The organism is Caulobacter sp. CCG-8 (assembly GCF_037402475.1).
GTDB lineage: Bacteria > Pseudomonadota > Alphaproteobacteria > Caulobacterales > Caulobacteraceae > Caulobacter.
Genome location: NZ_JBBEUD010000005.1, coordinates 113,035 through 130,910, shown reverse-complemented (window position 1 = coordinate 130,910; position 17,876 = coordinate 113,035). Strand labels below are relative to the sequence as shown.

At 69.5% G+C, this 17,876-nt stretch carries 17 protein-coding genes, 2 tRNA genes and 1 pseudogene; 8 read left to right on the top strand and 12 right to left on the bottom strand.

Annotation, left to right across the window (positions count from 1 at the left end):
- The first annotated feature begins 99 nt into the window (after positions 1-99).
- Positions 100-1,005 (top strand): LysR substrate-binding domain-containing protein, encoded by a 906-nt coding sequence (locus tag WAE60_RS06270; protein ID WP_337685443.1) that lies wholly within the window; start codon positions 100-102, stop codon positions 1,003-1,005.
- Between the two features lie 76 nt (positions 1,006-1,081).
- Here the strand turns inward: WAE60_RS06270 and WAE60_RS06265 are convergent.
- From WAE60_RS06265 to spbR, 3 genes and pseudogenes are all read right to left on the bottom strand, one after another.
- Positions 1,082-1,408 (bottom strand): annotated as a pseudogene (locus tag WAE60_RS06265) (endonuclease domain-containing protein); the annotation flags it as partial.
- A 133-nt stretch (positions 1,409-1,541) separates the two neighbouring features.
- Positions 1,542-2,306, bottom strand: a complete 765-nt coding sequence (locus WAE60_RS06260; RefSeq protein WP_337685442.1) for an NUDIX hydrolase — start codon at positions 2,304-2,306, stop codon at positions 1,542-1,544.
- Between the two features lie 245 nt (positions 2,307-2,551).
- A complete protein-coding gene (spbR, locus tag WAE60_RS06255) occupies positions 2,552-3,688 on the bottom strand; it encodes a pole-localized protein SpbR (RefSeq protein ID WP_337685441.1) in 1,137 nt (378 codons plus the stop codon).
- A gap of 158 nt (positions 3,689-3,846) precedes the next feature.
- On the opposite strand from spbR, the gene WAE60_RS06250 reads away from it, so the two are divergent.
- Together WAE60_RS06250 and WAE60_RS06245 are read left to right on the top strand one after the other, a co-directional pair.
- Entirely contained in the window at positions 3,847-5,655 is a 1,809-nt protein-coding gene (locus WAE60_RS06250; RefSeq protein WP_337685440.1) for an ATP-binding protein, read from the top strand.
- A gap of 119 nt (positions 5,656-5,774) precedes the next feature.
- The gene (locus WAE60_RS06245) at positions 5,775-6,959 is read left to right on the top strand and encodes a CaiB/BaiF CoA-transferase family protein (RefSeq protein WP_337685439.1); all 1,185 of its coding nucleotides are present in this window, start codon (positions 5,775-5,777) and stop codon (positions 6,957-6,959) included.
- A 62-nt stretch (positions 6,960-7,021) separates the two neighbouring features.
- Here WAE60_RS06245 and WAE60_RS06240 read toward each other — a convergent pair whose 3' ends face one another.
- A complete protein-coding gene (locus WAE60_RS06240; RefSeq protein WP_029907095.1) occupies positions 7,022-7,888 on the bottom strand; it encodes a transglycosylase SLT domain-containing protein in 867 nt (288 codons plus the stop codon).
- Positions 7,889-8,083: 195 nt separating this feature from the next.
- Between WAE60_RS06240 and WAE60_RS06235 the strand changes: the two genes are divergently transcribed.
- Positions 8,084-8,803: an energy transducer TonB gene (locus tag WAE60_RS06235; RefSeq protein WP_337685437.1), complete on the top strand. Its 720-nt coding sequence runs from the start codon at positions 8,084-8,086 to the stop codon at positions 8,801-8,803.
- Between the two features lie 157 nt (positions 8,804-8,960).
- On the opposite strand, the gene WAE60_RS06230 is transcribed toward WAE60_RS06235, so the two are convergent.
- Positions 8,961-9,593: a TetR family transcriptional regulator gene (locus tag WAE60_RS06230; protein WP_029907093.1), complete on the bottom strand. Its 633-nt coding sequence runs from the start codon at positions 9,591-9,593 to the stop codon at positions 8,961-8,963.
- Between the two features lie 94 nt (positions 9,594-9,687).
- On the opposite strand from WAE60_RS06230, the gene WAE60_RS06225 reads away from it, so the two are divergent.
- On the top strand, positions 9,688-10,353 hold the full coding sequence (locus tag WAE60_RS06225; protein WP_337685436.1) for a class I SAM-dependent methyltransferase: 666 nt from the start codon (positions 9,688-9,690) through the stop codon (positions 10,351-10,353).
- 842 nt (positions 10,354-11,195) lie between these two features.
- Here WAE60_RS06225 and WAE60_RS06220 read toward each other — a convergent pair.
- Both WAE60_RS06220 and WAE60_RS06215 read right to left on the bottom strand, forming a co-directional pair.
- On the bottom strand, positions 11,196-12,359 hold the full coding sequence (locus WAE60_RS06220; protein ID WP_337685435.1) for an acyl-CoA dehydrogenase family protein: 1,164 nt from the start codon (positions 12,357-12,359) through the stop codon (positions 11,196-11,198).
- A gap of 27 nt (positions 12,360-12,386) precedes the next feature.
- Positions 12,387-13,376, bottom strand: a complete 990-nt coding sequence (locus tag WAE60_RS06215; RefSeq protein ID WP_337685434.1) for an FAD-dependent oxidoreductase — start codon at positions 13,374-13,376, stop codon at positions 12,387-12,389.
- A gap of 181 nt (positions 13,377-13,557) precedes the next feature.
- Between WAE60_RS06215 and WAE60_RS06210 the strand changes: the two genes are divergently transcribed.
- The 3 genes from WAE60_RS06210 (at position 13,558) to WAE60_RS06200 (ending at position 14,493) form a co-directional block, all read left to right on the top strand.
- A complete protein-coding gene (locus tag WAE60_RS06210; RefSeq protein WP_029907089.1) occupies positions 13,558-13,980 on the top strand; it encodes a helix-turn-helix transcriptional regulator in 423 nt (140 codons plus the stop codon).
- Positions 13,981-14,091: 111 nt separating this feature from the next.
- On the top strand, positions 14,092-14,253 hold the full coding sequence (locus WAE60_RS06205) for a hypothetical protein (RefSeq protein WP_337685433.1): 162 nt from the start codon (positions 14,092-14,094) through the stop codon (positions 14,251-14,253).
- Between the two features lie 96 nt (positions 14,254-14,349).
- Entirely contained in the window at positions 14,350-14,493 is a 144-nt protein-coding gene (locus tag WAE60_RS06200) for a hypothetical protein (protein WP_156035529.1), read from the top strand.
- 57 nt (positions 14,494-14,550) lie between these two features.
- On the opposite strand, the gene WAE60_RS06195 is transcribed toward WAE60_RS06200, so the two are convergent.
- The 5 genes from WAE60_RS06195 to WAE60_RS06175 all read right to left on the bottom strand — a co-directional run bounded on the left by WAE60_RS06195 (position 14,551) and on the right by WAE60_RS06175 (position 17,808).
- Positions 14,551-14,627: transfer RNA gene (locus tag WAE60_RS06195), tRNA-His, on the bottom strand.
- Between the two features lie 129 nt (positions 14,628-14,756).
- Entirely contained in the window at positions 14,757-15,494 is a 738-nt protein-coding gene (locus WAE60_RS06190; RefSeq protein WP_029907088.1) for an energy transducer TonB, read from the bottom strand.
- Positions 15,495-15,503: 9 nt separating this feature from the next.
- Positions 15,504-15,938, bottom strand: a complete 435-nt coding sequence (locus WAE60_RS06185; protein ID WP_029907087.1) for a biopolymer transporter ExbD — start codon at positions 15,936-15,938, stop codon at positions 15,504-15,506.
- A gap of 5 nt (positions 15,939-15,943) precedes the next feature.
- A complete protein-coding gene (locus tag WAE60_RS06180) occupies positions 15,944-16,846 on the bottom strand; it encodes a MotA/TolQ/ExbB proton channel family protein (protein ID WP_029907086.1) in 903 nt (300 codons plus the stop codon).
- An 886-nt stretch (positions 16,847-17,732) separates the two neighbouring features.
- Positions 17,733-17,808 (bottom strand) — tRNA-Phe (locus WAE60_RS06175).
- Positions 17,809-17,876: the final 68 nt, after the last annotated feature.

The following is a 17,876-nucleotide window of genomic DNA, read 5'->3' as shown; positions in this document are numbered from 1 at the left end:
CGGCGTGAGTATTCTTCCCCCGGATTGCGACGCGATTGTTCGCCCAACTCCACGATAAAGAGAAGCGCCAAGGTCTAATGAACGTGATAGGCTATGCCTATGAACCTGCGAGACCTCCGCTACCTGCTGGCCGTCGCCGAGCACGAGCATTTCGGGCGCGCCGCCAAGGCCTGCGGCGTCAGCCAGCCCACCCTGTCGGTGCAGATCCGCAAGCTGGAAGACCTGATGGGCGTGACGCTGTTCGAGCGCTCCAGCAAGACCGCCGCCCCGACCGAAGCCTGCCTGCGGCTGATCGGCCACGCCCGCGCGGCGGTGACGGCGGCCGAGGCCATCCTGGCCACGGCCCGCAACATGCGCGACCCGCTGTCGGGCCGCTTCCGGCTGGGCATCATCCCGACCCTGGCGCCCTATCTGCTGCCGCTGGTCTTCGCGCCGCTGCGCCAGGCCCTGCCCGCCCTGGAGCTGGAGCCATGGGAGGACCAGACCTCGGCCCTGCTGGAGCGGCTGCGCGCCCACGAACTGGACGCCGCCCTGCTGGCCACCGAGGAGGACGGGCCCGACCTGGTCAGCCTGCCGCTGTTCGCCGAGCCCTTCCTGGCCGCCCTGCCCCCTGAGCATCCCCTGGCCGCCCGCGCGGTGATCCTGGAGACCGACCTGGCGCGCGACATCCTGGTGCTGGCCGACGGCCACTGCCTGCGCGACCAGACGGTCGAGGCCTGCGGCGGCGACGCGGGGCTGGGCGGCCCCCTCCGGGCGGCCAGCCTGCCGACCCTGCTGAACATGGTGGCGGCCGGCTACGGCACGACCCTGATCCCGGGCCTGGCGGCCGGGGCGGCGCAGGACGCCGGCATCGTGCTGCGGCCGCTGTCGGCCAAGGCGGGCCGGACGGTCCGCATCGCCTGGCGCGCGCACTTCCCCCGGCGGGCGGCGGTGGAGGCGGTGGGCGAGGTGATCGCCTCGCGGCTCAAGGGGTTCGCGGAGGGCGCGGCGGCGGGGGCGGTATAATCACCCTCTCTCTTTGAGAGAGGGAGGGGCCCGCCGCCGAAGGCGGTGGGAGGGTGAGAGGTTTCACCCTGTCCGAACGAAGCACGGCCAGGATGTCTTCGCCGACACCGCAAGGGTCGGCCAGCACCCGGTCGTTGGGAAACCTCAGAACCACGTATCCGAAGAGCTCCAGATCCTCTGTGCGGCGCGCGTCGTAGTCTTCGCGCTCTTCATGGGTCGGGCCATCGAGTTCGACGATCAACTTGCCCGCCTCGCAGACGAAGTCGGCGAGGTAGCGGTCTATCGGGACCTGTCGCAGGAACCTGAATCCGCCTAGCCGGCGATTGCGCACCAGCTTCCAGAACCTCTTCTCGGCGAGAGTCTGGTCCCGGCGGAGCCGGCGGGCGTTGGCGGTCGCATCCATGGGGCAAGCTTGAGCTTGGTCCTGATGACCACGCAACGGAAGGAATCGGGATTTTCCGGCCAGCTGTGAAACCTCTCACCCTCCCACCGCTTCGCGGTGGGCCCCTCCCTCTCTCTAAGAGAGAGGGGTTCCCCTACAGCGCCGTCAGCGGCTCCGCCACGTCCCCGTACCCCGCGTCCGCCTGGATCCGCAGCGACGCCCCGTCGACCCACGGCTCCACCGTCACCAGCGGCCGCGCCCGCGCCGCGCCGATCGCCGTCGCCGCGTCGGCGCTCTCCGCCAGCAGCTGCAGGTTCATCCGTGTCGGGAAGATCACCTTGCGCTCGCCGGCCTCCGCCAGGGCCAGGGCTTCGCCGGGCGCGATCCATTCGGCGTCGACCGCCTCGTGGCCGTCGCAGATGGCCAGCTGGGCCAGGGGCGCGTGGGCGACGTAGAACCAGGTGTCGAAGCGCTTGGCCATCAGCGGCGGCGTGATCCAGCGGGCGAAGACGGTCAGGGCCGACAGGTCCAGCTTCAGCCCCAGCTCGCGGACCACGTCGAGGAACGGCAGGCGGTCCTCGGCGACCGCCGCCCGCACGTCGATCGCCGCCTCGCCGGCATAGACCTCGCCGGCGGCGTCACGGGCCAGCAGCACGCCGGCCTCCTCGTAGGCCTCGCGGATGGCGGCGATGCGCAGCGGCGCGCCGTCGGCCTCGACGCTCTCCCAGCCGGTGGCGTGGTCGATCCAGGCCGGGTCGTGGTCGCCCGCATGGCTCTTGCCGCCCGGGAAGACCAGGGCGCCGGCCGCGAAGTCGATCTGGTGGTGCCGCTTGACCATCAGCACCTCGAACGAGGGCTCGTCGCGCAGCAGCAGGATGGTGGCGGCGGGTCGGATCGGGTCGGCGGGACGCTCTGTCATCGGACGAGGTTGGCGCCGAAGCGGGATGACGGCTAGAGATTTCGAACGGGTGTTCTAATGCCCGAACTCAATCCAAGCCCCTCAACGGTTGTCATCCCGGAAGCCTCGCAGAGGCTGTCCGGGACCCAGGGGACTGGGCTGAGGCCTTGCGGTTCACCTGGGTCCCGGACAAGCGCTGCGCGCTTTCCGGGATGACAACCGTTTGGAGCGCGAAAGCCGAAACAACGGCGGAACTTGAGCCGCCCCTACCCCGCCACCGCCGTCTTCGCCCGCTCGCCCAGTTGGTCCGCGCGGTCCAGCAGGTAGTCGGCGTCCTCGCGCGACACCGACGGCGCGGCGGTCAGGAAGCGCTGGATCATGTGCTCCTGGAAGCGCTCGCGGTCGCCGGGGCGGCCGTCGTATTCCAGGGCGTGGAAGGCGTCGACGCCCGCGCGGAAGGCCGGCTGCAGGCGCGGCGGCAGGCCCGCCCGCTCGCAGATCGCCTTCAGGCCCAGCTCGCCCGCGTCATGGATCATCAGCCAGGTGCGGTGATGCGGCACGCCGGCCAGCTCGGCCACGCCCCACTCGAAGAAGGTCATGTGGCCATGGGCCAGGGCCCGCAGCAGCAGCGACGGCGACAGCCGCCCGACGCTGTGCAGGTGGGCGGCGAAGGTCTTGGCGTCGGCCGAGCGTCCGGCCTGGTCGACCAGGTCGATCGTCGCCCGCTCCTTGGTGTCGAGGATCAGCTCCAGGGTGCGCTCGGCCGACAGCGGGTGCGTGGCCAGGATGTGGTCGCGCAGCTGTTCGCCGACCATGTCGATCAGGCGCTCGGTCACCGACAGCGGCAGGGACGAGCGGTAAGCGACCGCCGTCAGCACCTTCTCGGACTTGGCGAAGCGTTCCAGGGCCCGCTGCAGGGCCGTCTCGGACATGCGGGCGTTGTCGTTGGCGCAGAGGGTGGCGACCACCTCCTCGCCGCCCTGTTCGACCAGCAGGGCCGCGACCTTGCGCGACAGCTTGGGGCGCTTGGCCACGGCCATTTGCCGCACCGGTCCGCCCAGGCGGACGATCTCGGCCAGGTCGGCGTCGCTGAACACCGGCGAGAAGCTGATGATCGGCAGCGAGATGCTCTCGACGTCGCGGGCCAGGCGGTTGGCGACGTCGGCCGGCAGGGTCGGCGAGTTGCGCAGGGTCACGGCCATGGCGCGGCGGACCAGTTCGGCGGCGTCGGCGGCCATCACCCGCAGGATCTCGGCGGCCAGGGCGCGCTGCTCGTCGTCCAGCTCGGCGCGGTCGATGGTGCGGCACAGCTTGTGCGCGGCCAGGGCGCGCTCGTCCGGCGTCGCGCCCTTCACCAGCATGCGGATGTCGTGTTCGGTCAGGGCGGCGCGGGTGGTGGCCATCGATCTTCCCAGTCCCCACGGACGGCGAGGAATCGGATCATCCCCCGTTATGCTTAACGATTGTTTTCCCGCCTGGCGGCGCTCGTTAACGATAAGCCGTAACTCGGCGCAAACCGCGATCCTCTAGGGTCTGGGCTCACCAGCCGAGGAATCAGTCCTTGTTCGCCGAGCGCCGACAAAACACCCCCGCGAACGGCGGCGATGACGCCCGTCTGGCGCTCGACGCCCAGGCCGCTCTGCTGCCCTACGCGCTGGCCGTTTTCGCCGTCGCCCTGCCGATCTATGTCTGGGCCTGCTCGTTCGCGCAGAACGCCGGCTGGATGGCGATCAGCTTCGCCGTGTTCGCCATCAACTGGGGCATCTTCTACGGCGTGGTCGCCTGGCTGCGCACGCCCGGGGCCGAGGACCTGACCCGCCGCGCGCGGGTGCACGTGATGTCGGGCCTGCTGTGGGCCGTCGCGGTCTGCCAGATGGCCGTCTTCGCCGACGGGTCTGGCCCGGTGCGCGAGACCCTGCTGCTGCTGTCGGCCGGCGCGGCCGTGGTCTGCATCTTCTTCGCCGCGCCCTATCTGCTGGCCCTGCTGCTGACCGCCCCGCTGGCGGCGGCCGGGCCGCTGTACCTGCTGTTCTCGCAGCCGCAGAGCAATCAGGCCGGCGGCATGGCGTTCGGGGCCGTCAGCCTGGCCATGGCCCTGTCGCTGATCCTCAACCGCATGCTGCGCCGCCAGCACGCCCTGGCCCTGGCCCACGAGGCCCTGCTGGAGGAGCGGCTGAACGTGCTGGAGGCCGCCGAGCGCGCCGCCCGCTCCAAGTCCGACATCGTCGCCACCCTCAGCCACGAGATTCGCAACGGCCTGACCGGCGTGACCCACGTGCTGGCCGCCGCCGCCGGCAAGGGCGGCCGCGCGGCCCCGTCGCGGGAACAGCTGAACGCCGCCCTGGACGCCGCCCAGGACCTGGTCGCCGTGCTGAACGCCACCCTGGATTCCGAGACCGCCGAGTCGGGCCGTCTGGCCGTCGAGAGCGTCGCCTTCGAGCCCGTGCGCCTGATCCGCGACCTGGTCCTGCTGGACCGCCCCCACGCCGTGGCCAAGGGCCTGGAGCTGGTCGTCCACGTCGAGCCCGACCTGGAGCACCGCCAGCTGGGCGCGGCCATGGGCGATCCCCTGCGCACCCGCCAGATCATCGCCAACATCGTCGGCAACGCGGTCAAGTACACCGTGCGCGGCCGGATCGAGGTCCGGGTCGAGCGGCGGGACAACCTGATCGCCATCGAGGTGGCCGACACCGGCCCCGGCCTGTCGCGCGAAGAACTGGACCAGGCCTTCCAGGCGTTCCAGCGGGTCGAGCGCACCGGGGCGGGCGTCAACGGCGCGGGCCTGGGCCTGTCGCTGTCGCGTCAGCTGGCCAAGCTGATGGGCGGCGCGCTGGAGGCGAGCAGCGCCGTCGGCGTCGGCAGCTGCTTCACCCTGACCCTGCCCTTCGACGAACACGCCCCCTGCATGATCGAGCCCGACAGCGAGGCCCCGCACGCGGTCGAGGCCGCCGGCGCCCCGCCGCGCAACCTGCGCATCCTGATCGCCGAGGACGACGCCCTGAACGCGGCCATGCTGCGCGCCATCCTCGAGCAGCTGGGCCACCAGGTGGTCCACGCCCAGAACGGCCGCCGCGCCCTGGACCTGGCCCGCATCTGCGACTTCGACCTGGTGATGCTGGACGGCCGCATGCCGATCCTCGACGGCCCGCAGACCGCCGCCGCCCTGCGCGCCCTTGAGACCGCCAACCGCGAGGTCCCGATCGTGGCCGTGATCGGCGGCGACGCCGACGAGGCGCGCGAGTGCCTGGACGCCGGCGCCGACACCGTGCTGCGCAAGCCCGTCAGCGTCGCGGCCGTGGCCCGCGCCGTGGCCGACGCGGCGACGATCGACCGCAAAAGCGGGGAAGCCGGCCGGACGGCGGTCGCCTAGCGACGGGTTCAGCAAAATGCGAAGCGGTTTCGCGCCCGGAACCCGTCGAGCGTAAACACTTTCCAACAGCTGTTTAAGTCGTCCACACTGCCCGCAACGACAAGAAGCGGGAGGACGGGATGCTGCGCGATCTGCGGGTCATCGAGCTGGCCACCTATATCGCCGCCCCCGGCGCGGCCGGGATCATGGCCGACTGGGGCGCCGACGTGATCAAGATCGAGTCGCCCGACGGCGACCCGATGCGGGGCTTCTTCGACACCCTGGGCTCGGATCAGGCCGCCAACCCGATCTTCGAGCTGGACAACCGCGGCAAGCGGTCGGTCGTGCTGGATATCCGCACCGACGCCGGCCGCGAAGCCGCCAAGGCCCTGGTCAAGGACGCCGACATCTTCCTGACCAATGTCCGTCCCGCCGGCCTGGCCCGGGCCGGGCTGGACTACGACAGCCTCAAGGCCGTCAATCCGCGCCTGATCTATTGCAGCCTGACCGGCTACGGCCTGGAGGGTCCCGATGCCGACCGGCCGGGCATGGACGTGGCCGCCTTCTGGTCGCGGGCCGGAGTGGGCGCGATCACCGCCGCCAAGGGCGCCGAGCCCTTCCCGCTGCGCACCGGCATGGGCGACCACGTGACCTCGCTGGCGACGGTGTCGGCCATCCTGGCGGCCGTGCACGAGCGGCATCGGACGGGCGTCGGCCGGCTGGTCGAGACCTCGCTGCTGCGCACCGGCGTCTATGCGATCGGCTCGGACATGGCCATCCAGCTGCGGTTCGGGAAGCTGGCCTCCACCCGTCCCCGGCGCGAGGCGGTGCAGCCCCTGGCCAACTTCTTCCAGACCCGCGACGGCCGCTGGATCTGCCTGCTGGCCCGCCAGGGCTCGACCGACTGGGCGCGGATCGCGACGGCGGCGGGCCGGCCCGAGCTGGTCGACGACCCCCGCTTCGCCGGCGCCCGCCTGCGGCGCGAGAACGGCGGGGCCCTGGTCGACATCCTGGACGCGGCCTTCGGGGCCATGGACTACGCGGAGGCGGCCGCCGCGCTCGACGCCGGCGACCTGACCTGGGCCCCGTGGCAGACGCCCCGCGACCTGGTCGGCGACCCGCAGGCCAAGGCGGCCGGCTGCTTCGTGGAGACGCCCGACGGGCGCGGCGGGACGTTCCCGGCTCCGGCGGGCCCGGCGCGTTTCCCGGGGGCGCAGGACGGGCCCAGAGGCCCCGCCCCGGCGTTGGGCGAGCATACGGTTTCGGTGCTGACCGAGATTGGTTGGTCGGAGGACGAGATCGCAGGGGTTAGCTCGGCCCGCTAACCTCCCAGCCGCTCATCCCGGCATTCGCCGGGATGAGCGGATTCTTGTAGGGCTTGAGCCCCCTACCGCTGCGTCTTGTCGTTGGCGTCGGACAGCACGCGCAGCATCTCGGCCGAGAACATCGAGCTGGCCATGCGCTGGGTCGACGAGCCGCCGTTCGAGGCCAGGCTGAAGCCGTTGTCGGCGTCCTGCGGGCCGCGCAGGATCAGGCTGACCAGCTCGCGCTGCTGCTGGATGCGTTCCAGCCGGCGGCCGGTGGCGTACTGCAGGAAGCCCTGGTCGGTCTCGGGGGCCGGAGCGGCCGGCACGACGGGAACCTCGCCGCCTCCGCCGCCCGTGCGGGTGAGGTTGGCGTAGACCTCGCTGACCGTGGCCGCGCGGCCCTCGCGATAGAAGATCGAGCGGTTGGCGGCGGCGGCGTCCGGGAACATGGCCGCGGCGCTGGCGCCCGGCGAATTGCCCACGGCCTCGATCAGCCGGGCCGAGCCCTGCGGCCCCAGGAAGTGGGCGGCGTAGAGCTCGCCGGCCGTGGGCGTGCGCCCCACCCGGCCGCGCAGATACGAGGCGTGGTCGCTGGCCAGTTCGCCGGCCATCAGCGAGGCGGCGTGCGGGTCGAGCTTCAGGCCCAGGACCGCCTTGCGGGCCTCGTCGCCGGCCACCCGATAGCGGCCGTCCGAACCCTGCTGGATGAGGTCGGCGTAGCGGGCGTAGCCGTACTTGGCGCCGTGCTTCTTCAGGGTCGACAGCCAGGTCTGGTCCACGAACTGGAACAGGCCCGAGGCCGACGAGGTGCGCGCCTTGGCGGCGGGGTTGAAGCCGCTCTCGCGCTTGGCCGCGCCCATCAGGAACGAGAAATCCACGCCCGTCGCGCTGGACGCGCGCTGGATCGCCGACTCGACGACGCTGCGGATGGAGGTGACATTCGCCATGCCCGAAGATGTGGACGCGCATGGTTAATCACGGATTAACCATGCGGCCCGACCCGGCAGAAATTGCCTGTGGCGGGTTGCCACAGTTACACGCGTAAAAATTCTACGCCCGTAATATTTACAAACGTAATTCGGCGTGACAGGCTTCCTCCATCGACCCGGCTCCACCAGCGGTCGATGCAGAAGGAGGTTGTCATGGTTGCGTACGAAGGCGCTGTCGGTTCCTACATTCCCGGCCTGGACGCCAAGCCCAGGAAGGCGCCCAAGGCCCTGGTCGCGGCCCTGGTCGTGGTCTCCGCCGCCCATGCCGGCCTGTTCGCCTACCTGGCCTATCAGAAGTGGGTCGCTCCCCCGACGGTGATCTCCGACCCGCCGATCATCGAGGTCCCGCTCTACGATCCTCCCGAACCCGAGCCCAAGAAGCCGATCCAGCAGACCCAGACCTCGAACCCGCCGCTGATCCACAAACCGACCCTGGTCACGCCCTCGACGGTCGATCCGCTGCCGGTCAAGCCGGTGGAAGGTCCCCGCGATCCGCCCGGGCCGGGTCCGGTGGACCTGAAGACCGACCTGCCGCCCGGGCCGCCGACCGTGGTCGAGGCGCCGCAGCCCAAGATGATCACCCGGCCCAACTGGCTGAAGAAGCCCGGGGCCTCGGAGTTCAGCCGGTTCTATCCGGAAAGCGCCATGCGGCGCGGCGTCGGCGGCATGGCCACCCTGAACTGCACGGTGGCCGCCAACGGCTCCATCCAGGCCTGCAGCGTGCTGGACGAGACCCCGTCCGAGGAAGGCTTCGGCAAGGCCGCCATCAAGCTGTCGCGGTTCTTCAAGATGAGCCCGCAGATGGAGAACGGCCAGGCCGTCGATGGGGCCAGCGTGCGCATCCCGATCCGCTTCAACGCGGCCGAGGGCTAGAGGGCGCGCCGCCTCTCCCCTCGGGAGGCGGCGGCCCGAAGGTCCCGAGGGGCGCCGGCCGGAGTGCATGTTGGCCGGCGCCGTCCATCGGTCTCGGGGGAGCCCCGGGCCGCCGCGAGCCTTCCAGCGCGGCGGCCCGGGGTTTTCGTTCGTCGGCTCAGCCGCGCGCGAGGTCCGCCAGATAGGCGCAGAACATGTCGGCCATGGCGTCGGCGTAGGTGGCGATCTCCGCGTCGGTCCGGGGCGTCTCCGAGAACGATTTGCCCACCTGGCTCATAGTCGTCTTGATCAGGTCGCCGGCCAGCAGCCGCGTCGCCTCGTCGGCCGCCGGCAGCGCCTCGGCCATGAAGGCCCGGACGATGTCGCCGCCCCAGATCCTGACCTCCTGGGCCTCGGGCGCGTCGCGATACAGCGGGGCGGCATCGTTCAGCGCCACGCGCATCTGGGCCTCCTCGCACTCGGACCGGACGAAGGCGTGGACCAGGGCCCGCAGGCGCTCCAGCGGCGGCCGCGCGGCGTCCTCGAGCACGCTCCGCAACAGGTCGGTCGTCTGGCGCCATTCGTCGGTCTGCAGGCGGAACAGGATCGCGGCCTTGTTGGGGAAGTACTGGTAGACCGACCCGACGCTGACCCCGGCCTTCTCGGCCACCCGCGCCGTGGTGAACCGCGCCGCGCCTTCCTTCGCCAGAACCTGAACCGCCGCTTCCAGAATGGCCGCGACCAGCTCGGTCGAGCGGGCCTGGCGCGGCTGCTTTCGCGAGGAAATCCGGGGACTTGCACGTTCTGTCATGGGGCGCCCCGGCAATGCGAATAGGAAACCTGACGGATTAGTCGCATTTCTGAAGGGGCGCAAGGACGCGCCTTTTCGAGACCGGAAACACCCCATGACCACCCTGACCACGCCCCCTGTCGGGCCGCTCCTGGATCGCCTGTTCGAGGAAGCCTCGGCGACCTCGCCGATGGACAATCCGGCGCTGGCCGCCCTGGCCGGCGGCGACCACGCGCGGCTGATGCGCAGCAAGACCGACTATCTCGACTTCTACGGCCACCTGAAGGACTACCCCCTCGCCGTCTCCCGCGAGACGGGCCTGCTGCTCTACATGCTGGCCCGCAGCCTTAAGGCGCGGACCGTCGTCGAGTTCGGGACCTCGTTCGGCCTGTCGACCCTGTGCCTGGCCTCGGCCCTGCGCGACAATGGCGGCGGGGTGGTGATCACCAGCGAGTTCGAGCCGTCCAAGGCGGCGCGGGCCCGAGCGAACCTGACGGCCGGCGGCCTGATCGACCTGGTCGAGATCCGCGAAGGCGACGCCCTCCAGACGCTGAGCATCGACCTGCCCGAGACCATCGACCTGCTGCTGCTGGACGGCGCCAAGGCGCTGTATTCCGACATCCTGGACCGGGTCGAAAGCCGCCTGCGCCCCGGCGCCCTGATCGTCGCCGACAACGCCGACTACTGCCCGGAATACCTGGAGCGCGTGCGCGCCCCGGACGGCGGCTACCTGTCGACGCCGTTCGCCGAGGACGTGGAACTGTCGATGCGGGTCGGGTGAGATCGCCACCAAAGCCCCTCTCCCAAAGGGAGAGGGAGGGGGCCCGCGCCGCAGGCGTGGGAGGGTGAGGGGTTTCACCGTGTCGGGTTTGGCTGCGGCCGCACTGCCAGCGCGCCGGTCGGCGTCGTAACCCCTCACCCTGCCCTCTCCCTCTGGGAGAGGGTTCCGAATGGGCGACTTACGCTCGGCGGATAGCGAACGAACCTCAGCGTTTTCAACGCCCTGAACTTTCTCGACCCGATTTGATCCTCACCCTTCCGAGCAGCCTTATCCTTTACCCACCTCGACGCGGGAAAGGGCGCATGGCCAGCGACCGATGCGGCGGCGGGGGGCGATCGAGCGGGAAGCTCCTTCGGCGGTCCGAAAGGATCAAACCCCATCCATCTGGTGCCGGCTGGGCTCGGAACACGGATACAGCGTTGGATGGGGGCCGGTTGAGCAGCAGGCGGGCGATGAGACGCTCGCGGTCCGGGACTGGGGATCGTTGCTCCAGCCCGCCCGCCGGAGGCTTCAAGGCGGCGAGGTTCCAATAGAACTCAGCGCCGTCGCGCTTCCGGATAACGACCGCGCGGAGCGATCGGGCTTCGTCGAAACGGTTACTCTCTACTTCCTCCGGACGATGTCCGGCGCTCCGCGTCCCTTTCCACCAGCTCACAGCCATTTGGCGTGGGATCACACTCCCTTGCCCCCACCTGACCGCTTCGCGGTCTGTCCGCCCCCGTAGGGGGCGGAGCCTCGCGCGGTCCGCTCAGCAAAGCTCTTCCCCCTCCGGGGGAAGACGACCGCGAAGCGGTCCGTAGGGGGCAAGTGCTGACCGCACCGCCCGAACAGGAAGGACCAGTTCAATAACTCTTCGGCAGGCCCAGCACCCGTTCGGCGATGAAGTTCAGGATCATCTCACGGCTGATCGGGGCGATGCGGGCGATCATCGCCTCGCGGAAATAGCGCTCGACGTCATATTCCTTGGCGTAGCCCATGCCGCCATGGGCCAGGACGCTGGCCTCGCAGGCGGTGAAGCCGGCCTCGGCGCCCAGGTACTTGGCGGCGTTGGCCTCGGCCCCGCAGTCCTGGCCGCGGTCGTAGAGGGCGGCGGCCTTGAAGGCCAGCAGGTTGGCGGCCTCCAGCTCGGCCCAGGACTTGGCCAGCGGATGGGCGACGCCCTGGTTCCGGCCGATCGGCCGGCCGAACACCACGCGCTCCTTGGCGTAGGTCGTCGCCTTGGCCAGGGCCGCACGGCCCAGGCCGATGGCCTCGACCGCGAACAGCACCCGCTCGGGATTGAGGCCGTGCAGCAGGTAGGAGAACCCCTTGCCCTCCTCGCCGACCAGGTCGTCGGCCGGCACGAACAGGTCCTCGATGAAGAGCATGTTACACTCGACGGCCTTGCGCCCCATCTTGGGGATCGGCTTGGCCTCGATCTTCTCGCGGTCGGTATAGAACAGGCTCAAGCCCTGGGTGGGCTTGGCGCACTGGTCCTTGGGCGTGGTGCGGGCGATGATCAGGATCTTGTTGGCGCGCTGGGCCCCGGTCGTCCAGATCTTGCGGCCGTTCAGCACGTAGCCGTCGTTGGTGCGCTCGGCCCGGGTCTCCAGGCTCGAGGTGTCCAGGCCCGAATTGGGCTCGGTCACCGCGAAGCACATCTTGTCCTCGCCCGAGATCAGCCGCGGCAGGTGCTTCTGGCGCTGCTCGTCGGTGCCGAACTTCACGATCGGCATCGGGCCGAAGATGTTCAGGTGGATGGCGCTGGCGCCCGAGAAGCCCGCGCCCGACTGGGCCACGGTCTGCATCATGATCGCCGCCTCGGTCAGGCCCAGGCCCGCTCCGCCGACGCTCTCGGGCATGGCCACGCCCAGCCATCCCCCCTCGGCGATGGCGGCCACGAATTCCTCGGGGAAGATCCCGGTCTCGTCGGTGCGGCGCCAGTACTCGTCGTCGAAGCCGGCGCACAACTTGGCGACCCCCTCGCGGATGGCTTCCTGCTCGTCGGTCAACCAGAATCCGCTCATCCGCCCCTGCCCTGCTCTTGTTGCGCCTCAGGTCCTCGAGAAACGCCGCGCATCGAACAGCGCGGCGTCCGGGCCTGGGTTATCACCCTTCAGATACGACGCGACCAGATCGGCCACAAGCGGGGCCAGCAGCCAGCCGTTACGGCGGGCGCCCACGGCCAGCATCAAACCCGGCGTCGCGCTCCAGCCCACCAGGGGCAGGCCGTCGGGCGTGGCGGCCCGCACCCCGACCTCGGTGGTCAGGACGGCCTCGGCCAGTTCGGGACGCAGGCGGATCGCCGCCGCGCGCAGGGCTTCGGTGACCGAAGGGTCGATGGTCAGGTCGTCGCGCCCGGTCTCCATGGTGGCGCCTATGGCCGGGCGCTCGCCAGGGCAGATATAGACCCCCTCGCCCCGGATCACCGGTCCGGTCGCCGGACCGCGGTCGGCGCGCAGGATCTGGCCCTTGATCGGCGTCAGCGCCGCCAGTTCCGGCGCCAGGCCGCCGGCGTCGGCCGCGCCGGTCGCCAGCACCACGGCCGTGAAGGCCTTCAGATCGTCGGCGACGAAGGCGCGGGGCTGGAGGCGTCCGCCCAGGGCCTCGAAGGCGGCGCGCAGGGCGGCCAGGGCCGGCCGGGCCTCGACCCGCCAATCCTCGGCGTCGACCAGGGCCCCGTCCAGGCGCTGGAAGGGGACGCCCAGGGCTTCGAAGCGCGCGGCGATATCCGCCAGCCACGCGGCCCGTCCCTCGACCCTCAGCCCCTCGCGGAGGATCGGCAGGTCCAGCCCCTCGGCGAAGGCGAGCCACAGGTCGCGGGCCCGCCGCAGCACAGCCAGGTGCGGGGCCGAAACGGGGTCGAACACGGACTCGGCCACCGGCGCCAGCATGCCGGCGGCCACGCTGGACGCGTTGTCGCCGGCGGGATCGGGGTCGAACAGCGTGACGTCGAACTGGGCGCGGGACAGGGTCAGGGCGACGGCCGATCCGATCGCGCCGGCGCCGGCCACCGCCACCCGCGCGCGAGGCTTGGTCTCCATGGGCGGCAGACACCCTCGCCCGCGCCAAACGTCAAGCCCGACGGGCCATTTTGCGGCGTCGCGGCGTGTGTCAGAGGCGTGACTAAGGCAACCGCATGGGTCTATCCTGTGTTAACCAAGCTGGACCACACGCTCTCGCAAAAAGCGAGCGTCGGCGGTGTCTGGGAGGAACGTGACGCGGATGACCGACAAACCCACTTCCGACTTGGCTCACCCCGTCGATCTCTATGTGGGGGCGCGCCTTCGGATCCGTCGCAAGGTCCTGGGCCTGAGCCAGACGCAGCTGGCCGAGGCCCTGGGCATAACCTTCCAGCAGATCCAGAAATACGAGCGCGGCGCCAACCGCATCAGCGCCTCCAAACTCTACGAGGCCGCCCGCCTGCTGCAGTCGCCGGTGTCCTACTTCTTCGAGGGCCTGGACGAGACCACGCAGGGCGCCGTGGACGACGGCTTCGCCCAGCGCATGACCCAGTTCGTGGCCACGCCCGAGGGGCTGGAGCTGGCGGGGCTGTTCCCGCGGCTGAACGACCGCCGGCTGCGGCGCCGGGTGGTCGACCTGGTCAAGGCGATGGTCGACGACGAGCCGGGAGCGGTCGCGCCCTAGGAGACGCCGGCGGCGGGTCCCCAAGGCCGCGCCGCACGCGCGCACGGATCGCCGGCTCCTCTCGGACGTTTCATGAGGCCAAGGGGCGTTCGTCGCCGTCCACGAGCCCGCATGCTTCTGATCGTATCGCTGTTCCTGATCTGCGCCGTCGTCACCCCGCCGGTCGGCGAGGTGGTTCGCCGTCACCAGCGCGCGATCTGGCGCCGCAAGCAGATCGAGGCCTTCCTCCGCGCCACGCCGGTGGCCGAGTACCGTTTCGACGGCCCGTCCTAGCGGCGTTGCGCCGCACTTCCGCAAAACACCGTTCGGGCGCAACCTTCGGGTCAGGGAGCGGACGCGCAGAAGCGCGTCAAAGTCGGGAGTTTCGAAGTGAGCGCGTCCTCGAAGACGGCGGTCGGCCGCATTCGCTATTGGTGGCAAGCCCGGCCGATGGTCGGCCTGGCGGCGGGGTGGATCGCGATCGCCCTGGTCGGCTGGCGCGTCTGGAGCGCCCTGAGCGGCCGCCACGCCTAGGCCTCGGCCCCAATGAAAAAGCCCTGGGCGAACCCAGGGCTTTTCAACGTCTTGCGATGGTACCACCTCTCGGGCTCGAACCGAGGACCTCTAGATCCACAATCTAGCGCTCTAACCAACTGAGCTAAGGCGGCGTATCGCGAGGCAGTGTCTTTAGTCGGACGCGCGAGCCGGATCAAGCGCCGAAACGGCCCTTCCACACGAAAACGCCCCGGAGCGGTGAAGCTCCGGGGCGTTCGTTTCTTGGCCTGTCGCCTCGGCCCCTAGCGGGGGACCGTGAACACGATCGGGATCGTGATCTGACCGCCGTCCACCGGAGCGCCGTCAAGCGTCTTCGGCTTCATGCGGAACAGCCGCGACAGCTTCAGGGCCGCATCGCCGAAGCCGTAGTCGGCCGGGTTTTCCGACACGACCGAGCAGCCTTCCAGCGACCCCTTGGCGGTGACGGTGCACGACAGGGTCGCGCGGCCGCCAACTTCCATCCGCTGAGCGCGGTCGGGGTAGTAACGAGCCATGTCCTCGCCGGTGGGCTTGCGGGCCCAGTCCGGCTTGGTGATCACCGAAGCCCGAGCCGGCGGGTTCGAAGGAACCGGCGGCACGTTCGAGATCACCGGCGGAGCCGTTTGCTCGACCCGCTCCTTGACGGGCGGAATCGGCAGCGGCGGCGGCGGCGTCACGTCCGGCGGCGGCGCGATCGGCGGCCTCGGCTGCACCACCGCGGGAGGCGGAGGCGGAGCGTTGGTCGGCGGCGGCGGCGGCGGCGGAGGAGGCGGCGGCGGCGGCGGGGGCGGCGGAGGCAGCTCCACGTCCACGGCGTCGTCGTGATACTCCTTCATCACCGCTTCGAACTTCTGCTTCGCCAGATAAGCGAACAAAGCAGCGTGGAAGCCGACGACGACGATGGTCGCGACGCCGAAGGCGCCGAGGCCCTTCTTGCGGCGCGGGCCGTCCGAAGTGAGCGGATCGTAGTGGCGATGCTCAGGCGTTTGTTGTTCAGCCATGCATCACCCCTAGCTGTTCTGATCCTTGCCGATGAGCGCCACGCTATAGAAGCCGTTATCCTGGAGGGTGTTCATCACCTCCATGAAGGCCCCGTAGCGCGTCTTTTCATCGGCGCGGATATAGATGCGCTCCTTGGTGGGATCGCGACGGCCAATGTTCTTAACGAGGTCCGCACCCATCTCGTCAACCGTAGTGCGGTCATCGCCAATGAAGACCTGTCCCGAAGCCTTGATCGAGATGTAGACGGGCTTTGGCGGGGTCGTCGACGGTTTGGCGACCGCCGGCGGCAGGTTCACTTCGACCGACACGGAGGCGAGCGGAGCCGCCACCATGAAGATGATCAGGAGAACCAGCATGACGTCCACGAAGGGCGTAACGTTGATCTCGCTGTTTTGGTCGATGTTAAACCTGTCGCCCCCACCGCCTGAGAGTTTGGCGGCCATCGGTCTTACGCCCCTTTGTCGAGCTGACGCGAAATGGCGTTCATCAGTTCAGCAACGAAACCTTCAGAGCGCGTGCCGTAGCCGGAAATGCGGGTCTGGAAGAAGTTGTAGAAGATAACGGCCGGGATAGCGGCGAACAGACCAATACCGGTGGCGAGCAGCGCTTCGGCGATGCCGGGGGCGACGACGGCCAGGTTGGTCGTGTTGGTGTTCGCGATGCCGATGAACGAGGTCATGATCCCGTAGACGGTGCCGAACAGACCGATGAACGGACCGGCCGAACCGACCGAGGCCAGGAACACCATGCCGCCCGACAGGCGCTTGGCCAGCGAGGCTTGCACCGCGTTGATGGCGTAGGTGGCGCGGGTCAGGGTCGAGTCACGGTGCTCGCCGCCGACGGCCAGGCCAGCTTGGCGCGACAGTTCGACTTCTTGGGCGGCCGCGGCGGCCATGTCGGCCATCGGGTTGCCTTCGAATTCTTCCGACGAGCCGATGCGGGCGATGTCGGCGATCGAGCGAGCGCCCCGGAAGGCTTCCAGGAACTTGTCCGATTGCTTGTTCAGGGCGCCGAACTCGAACAGCTTGGTGATCAGCAGGACCCACGAGAAGATCGAGGCCAGGATCAGGCCGATCATGACGACCTTAACCACCGCCTGGGCCGACAGGAACATGCCGATCGGGGTCAGGGAGTGGGACTTCATCTTCTCGGTCGCGGCGACGCCGGCGTCCAGGGGCTCTTCAGCGGGCGCTGCGGCGGCGGGGGCCGGGGCGGCAGCGGCCGGAGCGGCGGCTTCGGTGGTGGCCGGCGCAGGAGCAGCAGCGTCCTGGGCGAAAGCCGGGGCGCTCGCCATCAGCGCCATGGCGCCGACGAGAGCGATGAGGGGGGTTTTCCGTTTAATGTCGAGCATCTGTCGCCAGTTCCTGATTGGTCTAGCACGTTTGGACCGAGGGTCGTCGCGCGAGAGCGTCTCCACCCTAACTTGAATAGTCCACACGGTGTCCGATCTCTCGGACGCCTTGCGGACCCGCTTCGCTGCGCTCGACCCGTTACGCCCCCCAAGCCGGGCTCATGCCCATCAAGAAGGATCGTTTCGAAGCGCGTGTGATCGCCGCCCCCGAGGAGGCTTCGATCTTACCGCAATGTTAGAATTGCGGCAGGGGTCCTTTGGCAACCCCTTTTCGTACCGTCAAGGGGTGCGAGGTCGCATAAATTTACCGACCATTCGACCGGTCCGGGGGCTTTGCCGCATCGCACAAATGGGAAATCAGGATTTGAGGGCGGTTTTTCCCTACCAAAGGGAATAACGATGTTGCACTGCAACATGCTTACAAAACATCGGTCTCGCAGACCTGATCTGAGCGCGCATCGTCGCCCAGTTCAATCTAGCCGGGAAAGACGTCCGTCGGACATCTGACCTCCCTCGCCGACCGTCTTGGCCGATAGACGAGGATTTTCGCCTCCGGGCGGCGTTTTCGCCCTTCAAAGCGGGCCCTCCACCTCCCGGCCCGGGCCTCGACCTTGTTCCCACCGGGAAGCGCGGCCGGATCGCTCCGACCTCGCCGAACCCCGCCCAACCGGCCCCTGAGAGGGCGGGAGCGCCTCCGGGAATCGGCGCGGCTCCGGAAATCCGCCTTCCCGCTCCGGGCTCGCCTTCGGTTGGTCAGGCCACCGCTAAAATTTCACGTCTGCCCTGAGGCGGACGCGAGTGACCAAGTTCGCGGCGCCACGGCGAGATCGCCCGACGACACGGCCAAACCGTGAAGCGATCGAAACTGAGCCGGGTGTGAAAGGAGTGGTGCCTGGGGGCGGATTCGAACCACCGACACGCGGATTTTCAATCCGCTGCTCTACCAACTGAGCTACCCAGGCCCTGGGCCGGAGAAGCGGTCGAAACCGCTTCGGCGCCCGCCCGACGGCGGGGAGCCGCGTCTATAGGG

Coding starts and splice junctions, on each gene's coding strand:
- WAE60_RS06270 (WP_337685443.1), top strand. CDS start 100: ATGAACCTGCGAGACCTCCGCTACCTGCTGGCCGTCGCCGAGCACGAG.
- WAE60_RS06260 (WP_337685442.1), bottom strand. CDS start 2,306: ATGACAGAGCGTCCCGCCGACCCGATCCGACCCGCCGCCACCATCCTG.
- spbR (WP_337685441.1), bottom strand. CDS start 3,688: ATGGCCACCACCCGCGCCGCCCTGACCGAACACGACATCCGCATGCTG.
- WAE60_RS06245 (WP_337685439.1), top strand. CDS start 5,775: ATGCTGCGCGATCTGCGGGTCATCGAGCTGGCCACCTATATCGCCGCC.
- WAE60_RS06240 (WP_029907095.1), bottom strand. CDS start 7,888: ATGGCGAATGTCACCTCCATCCGCAGCGTCGTCGAGTCGGCGATCCAG.
- WAE60_RS06235 (WP_337685437.1), top strand. CDS start 8,084: ATGGTTGCGTACGAAGGCGCTGTCGGTTCCTACATTCCCGGCCTGGAC.
- WAE60_RS06230 (WP_029907093.1), bottom strand. CDS start 9,593: ATGACAGAACGTGCAAGTCCCCGGATTTCCTCGCGAAAGCAGCCGCGC.
- WAE60_RS06225 (WP_337685436.1), top strand. CDS start 9,688: ATGACCACCCTGACCACGCCCCCTGTCGGGCCGCTCCTGGATCGCCTG.
- WAE60_RS06220 (WP_337685435.1), bottom strand. CDS start 12,359: ATGAGCGGATTCTGGTTGACCGACGAGCAGGAAGCCATCCGCGAGGGG.
- WAE60_RS06215 (WP_337685434.1), bottom strand. CDS start 13,376: ATGGAGACCAAGCCTCGCGCGCGGGTGGCGGTGGCCGGCGCCGGCGCG.
- WAE60_RS06210 (WP_029907089.1), top strand. CDS start 13,558: ATGACCGACAAACCCACTTCCGACTTGGCTCACCCCGTCGATCTCTAT.
- WAE60_RS06205 (WP_337685433.1), top strand. CDS start 14,092: ATGCTTCTGATCGTATCGCTGTTCCTGATCTGCGCCGTCGTCACCCCG.
- WAE60_RS06190 (WP_029907088.1), bottom strand. CDS start 15,494: ATGGCTGAACAACAAACGCCTGAGCATCGCCACTACGATCCGCTCACT.
- WAE60_RS06185 (WP_029907087.1), bottom strand. CDS start 15,938: ATGGCCGCCAAACTCTCAGGCGGTGGGGGCGACAGGTTTAACATCGAC.
- WAE60_RS06180 (WP_029907086.1), bottom strand. CDS start 16,846: ATGCTCGACATTAAACGGAAAACCCCCCTCATCGCTCTCGTCGGCGCC.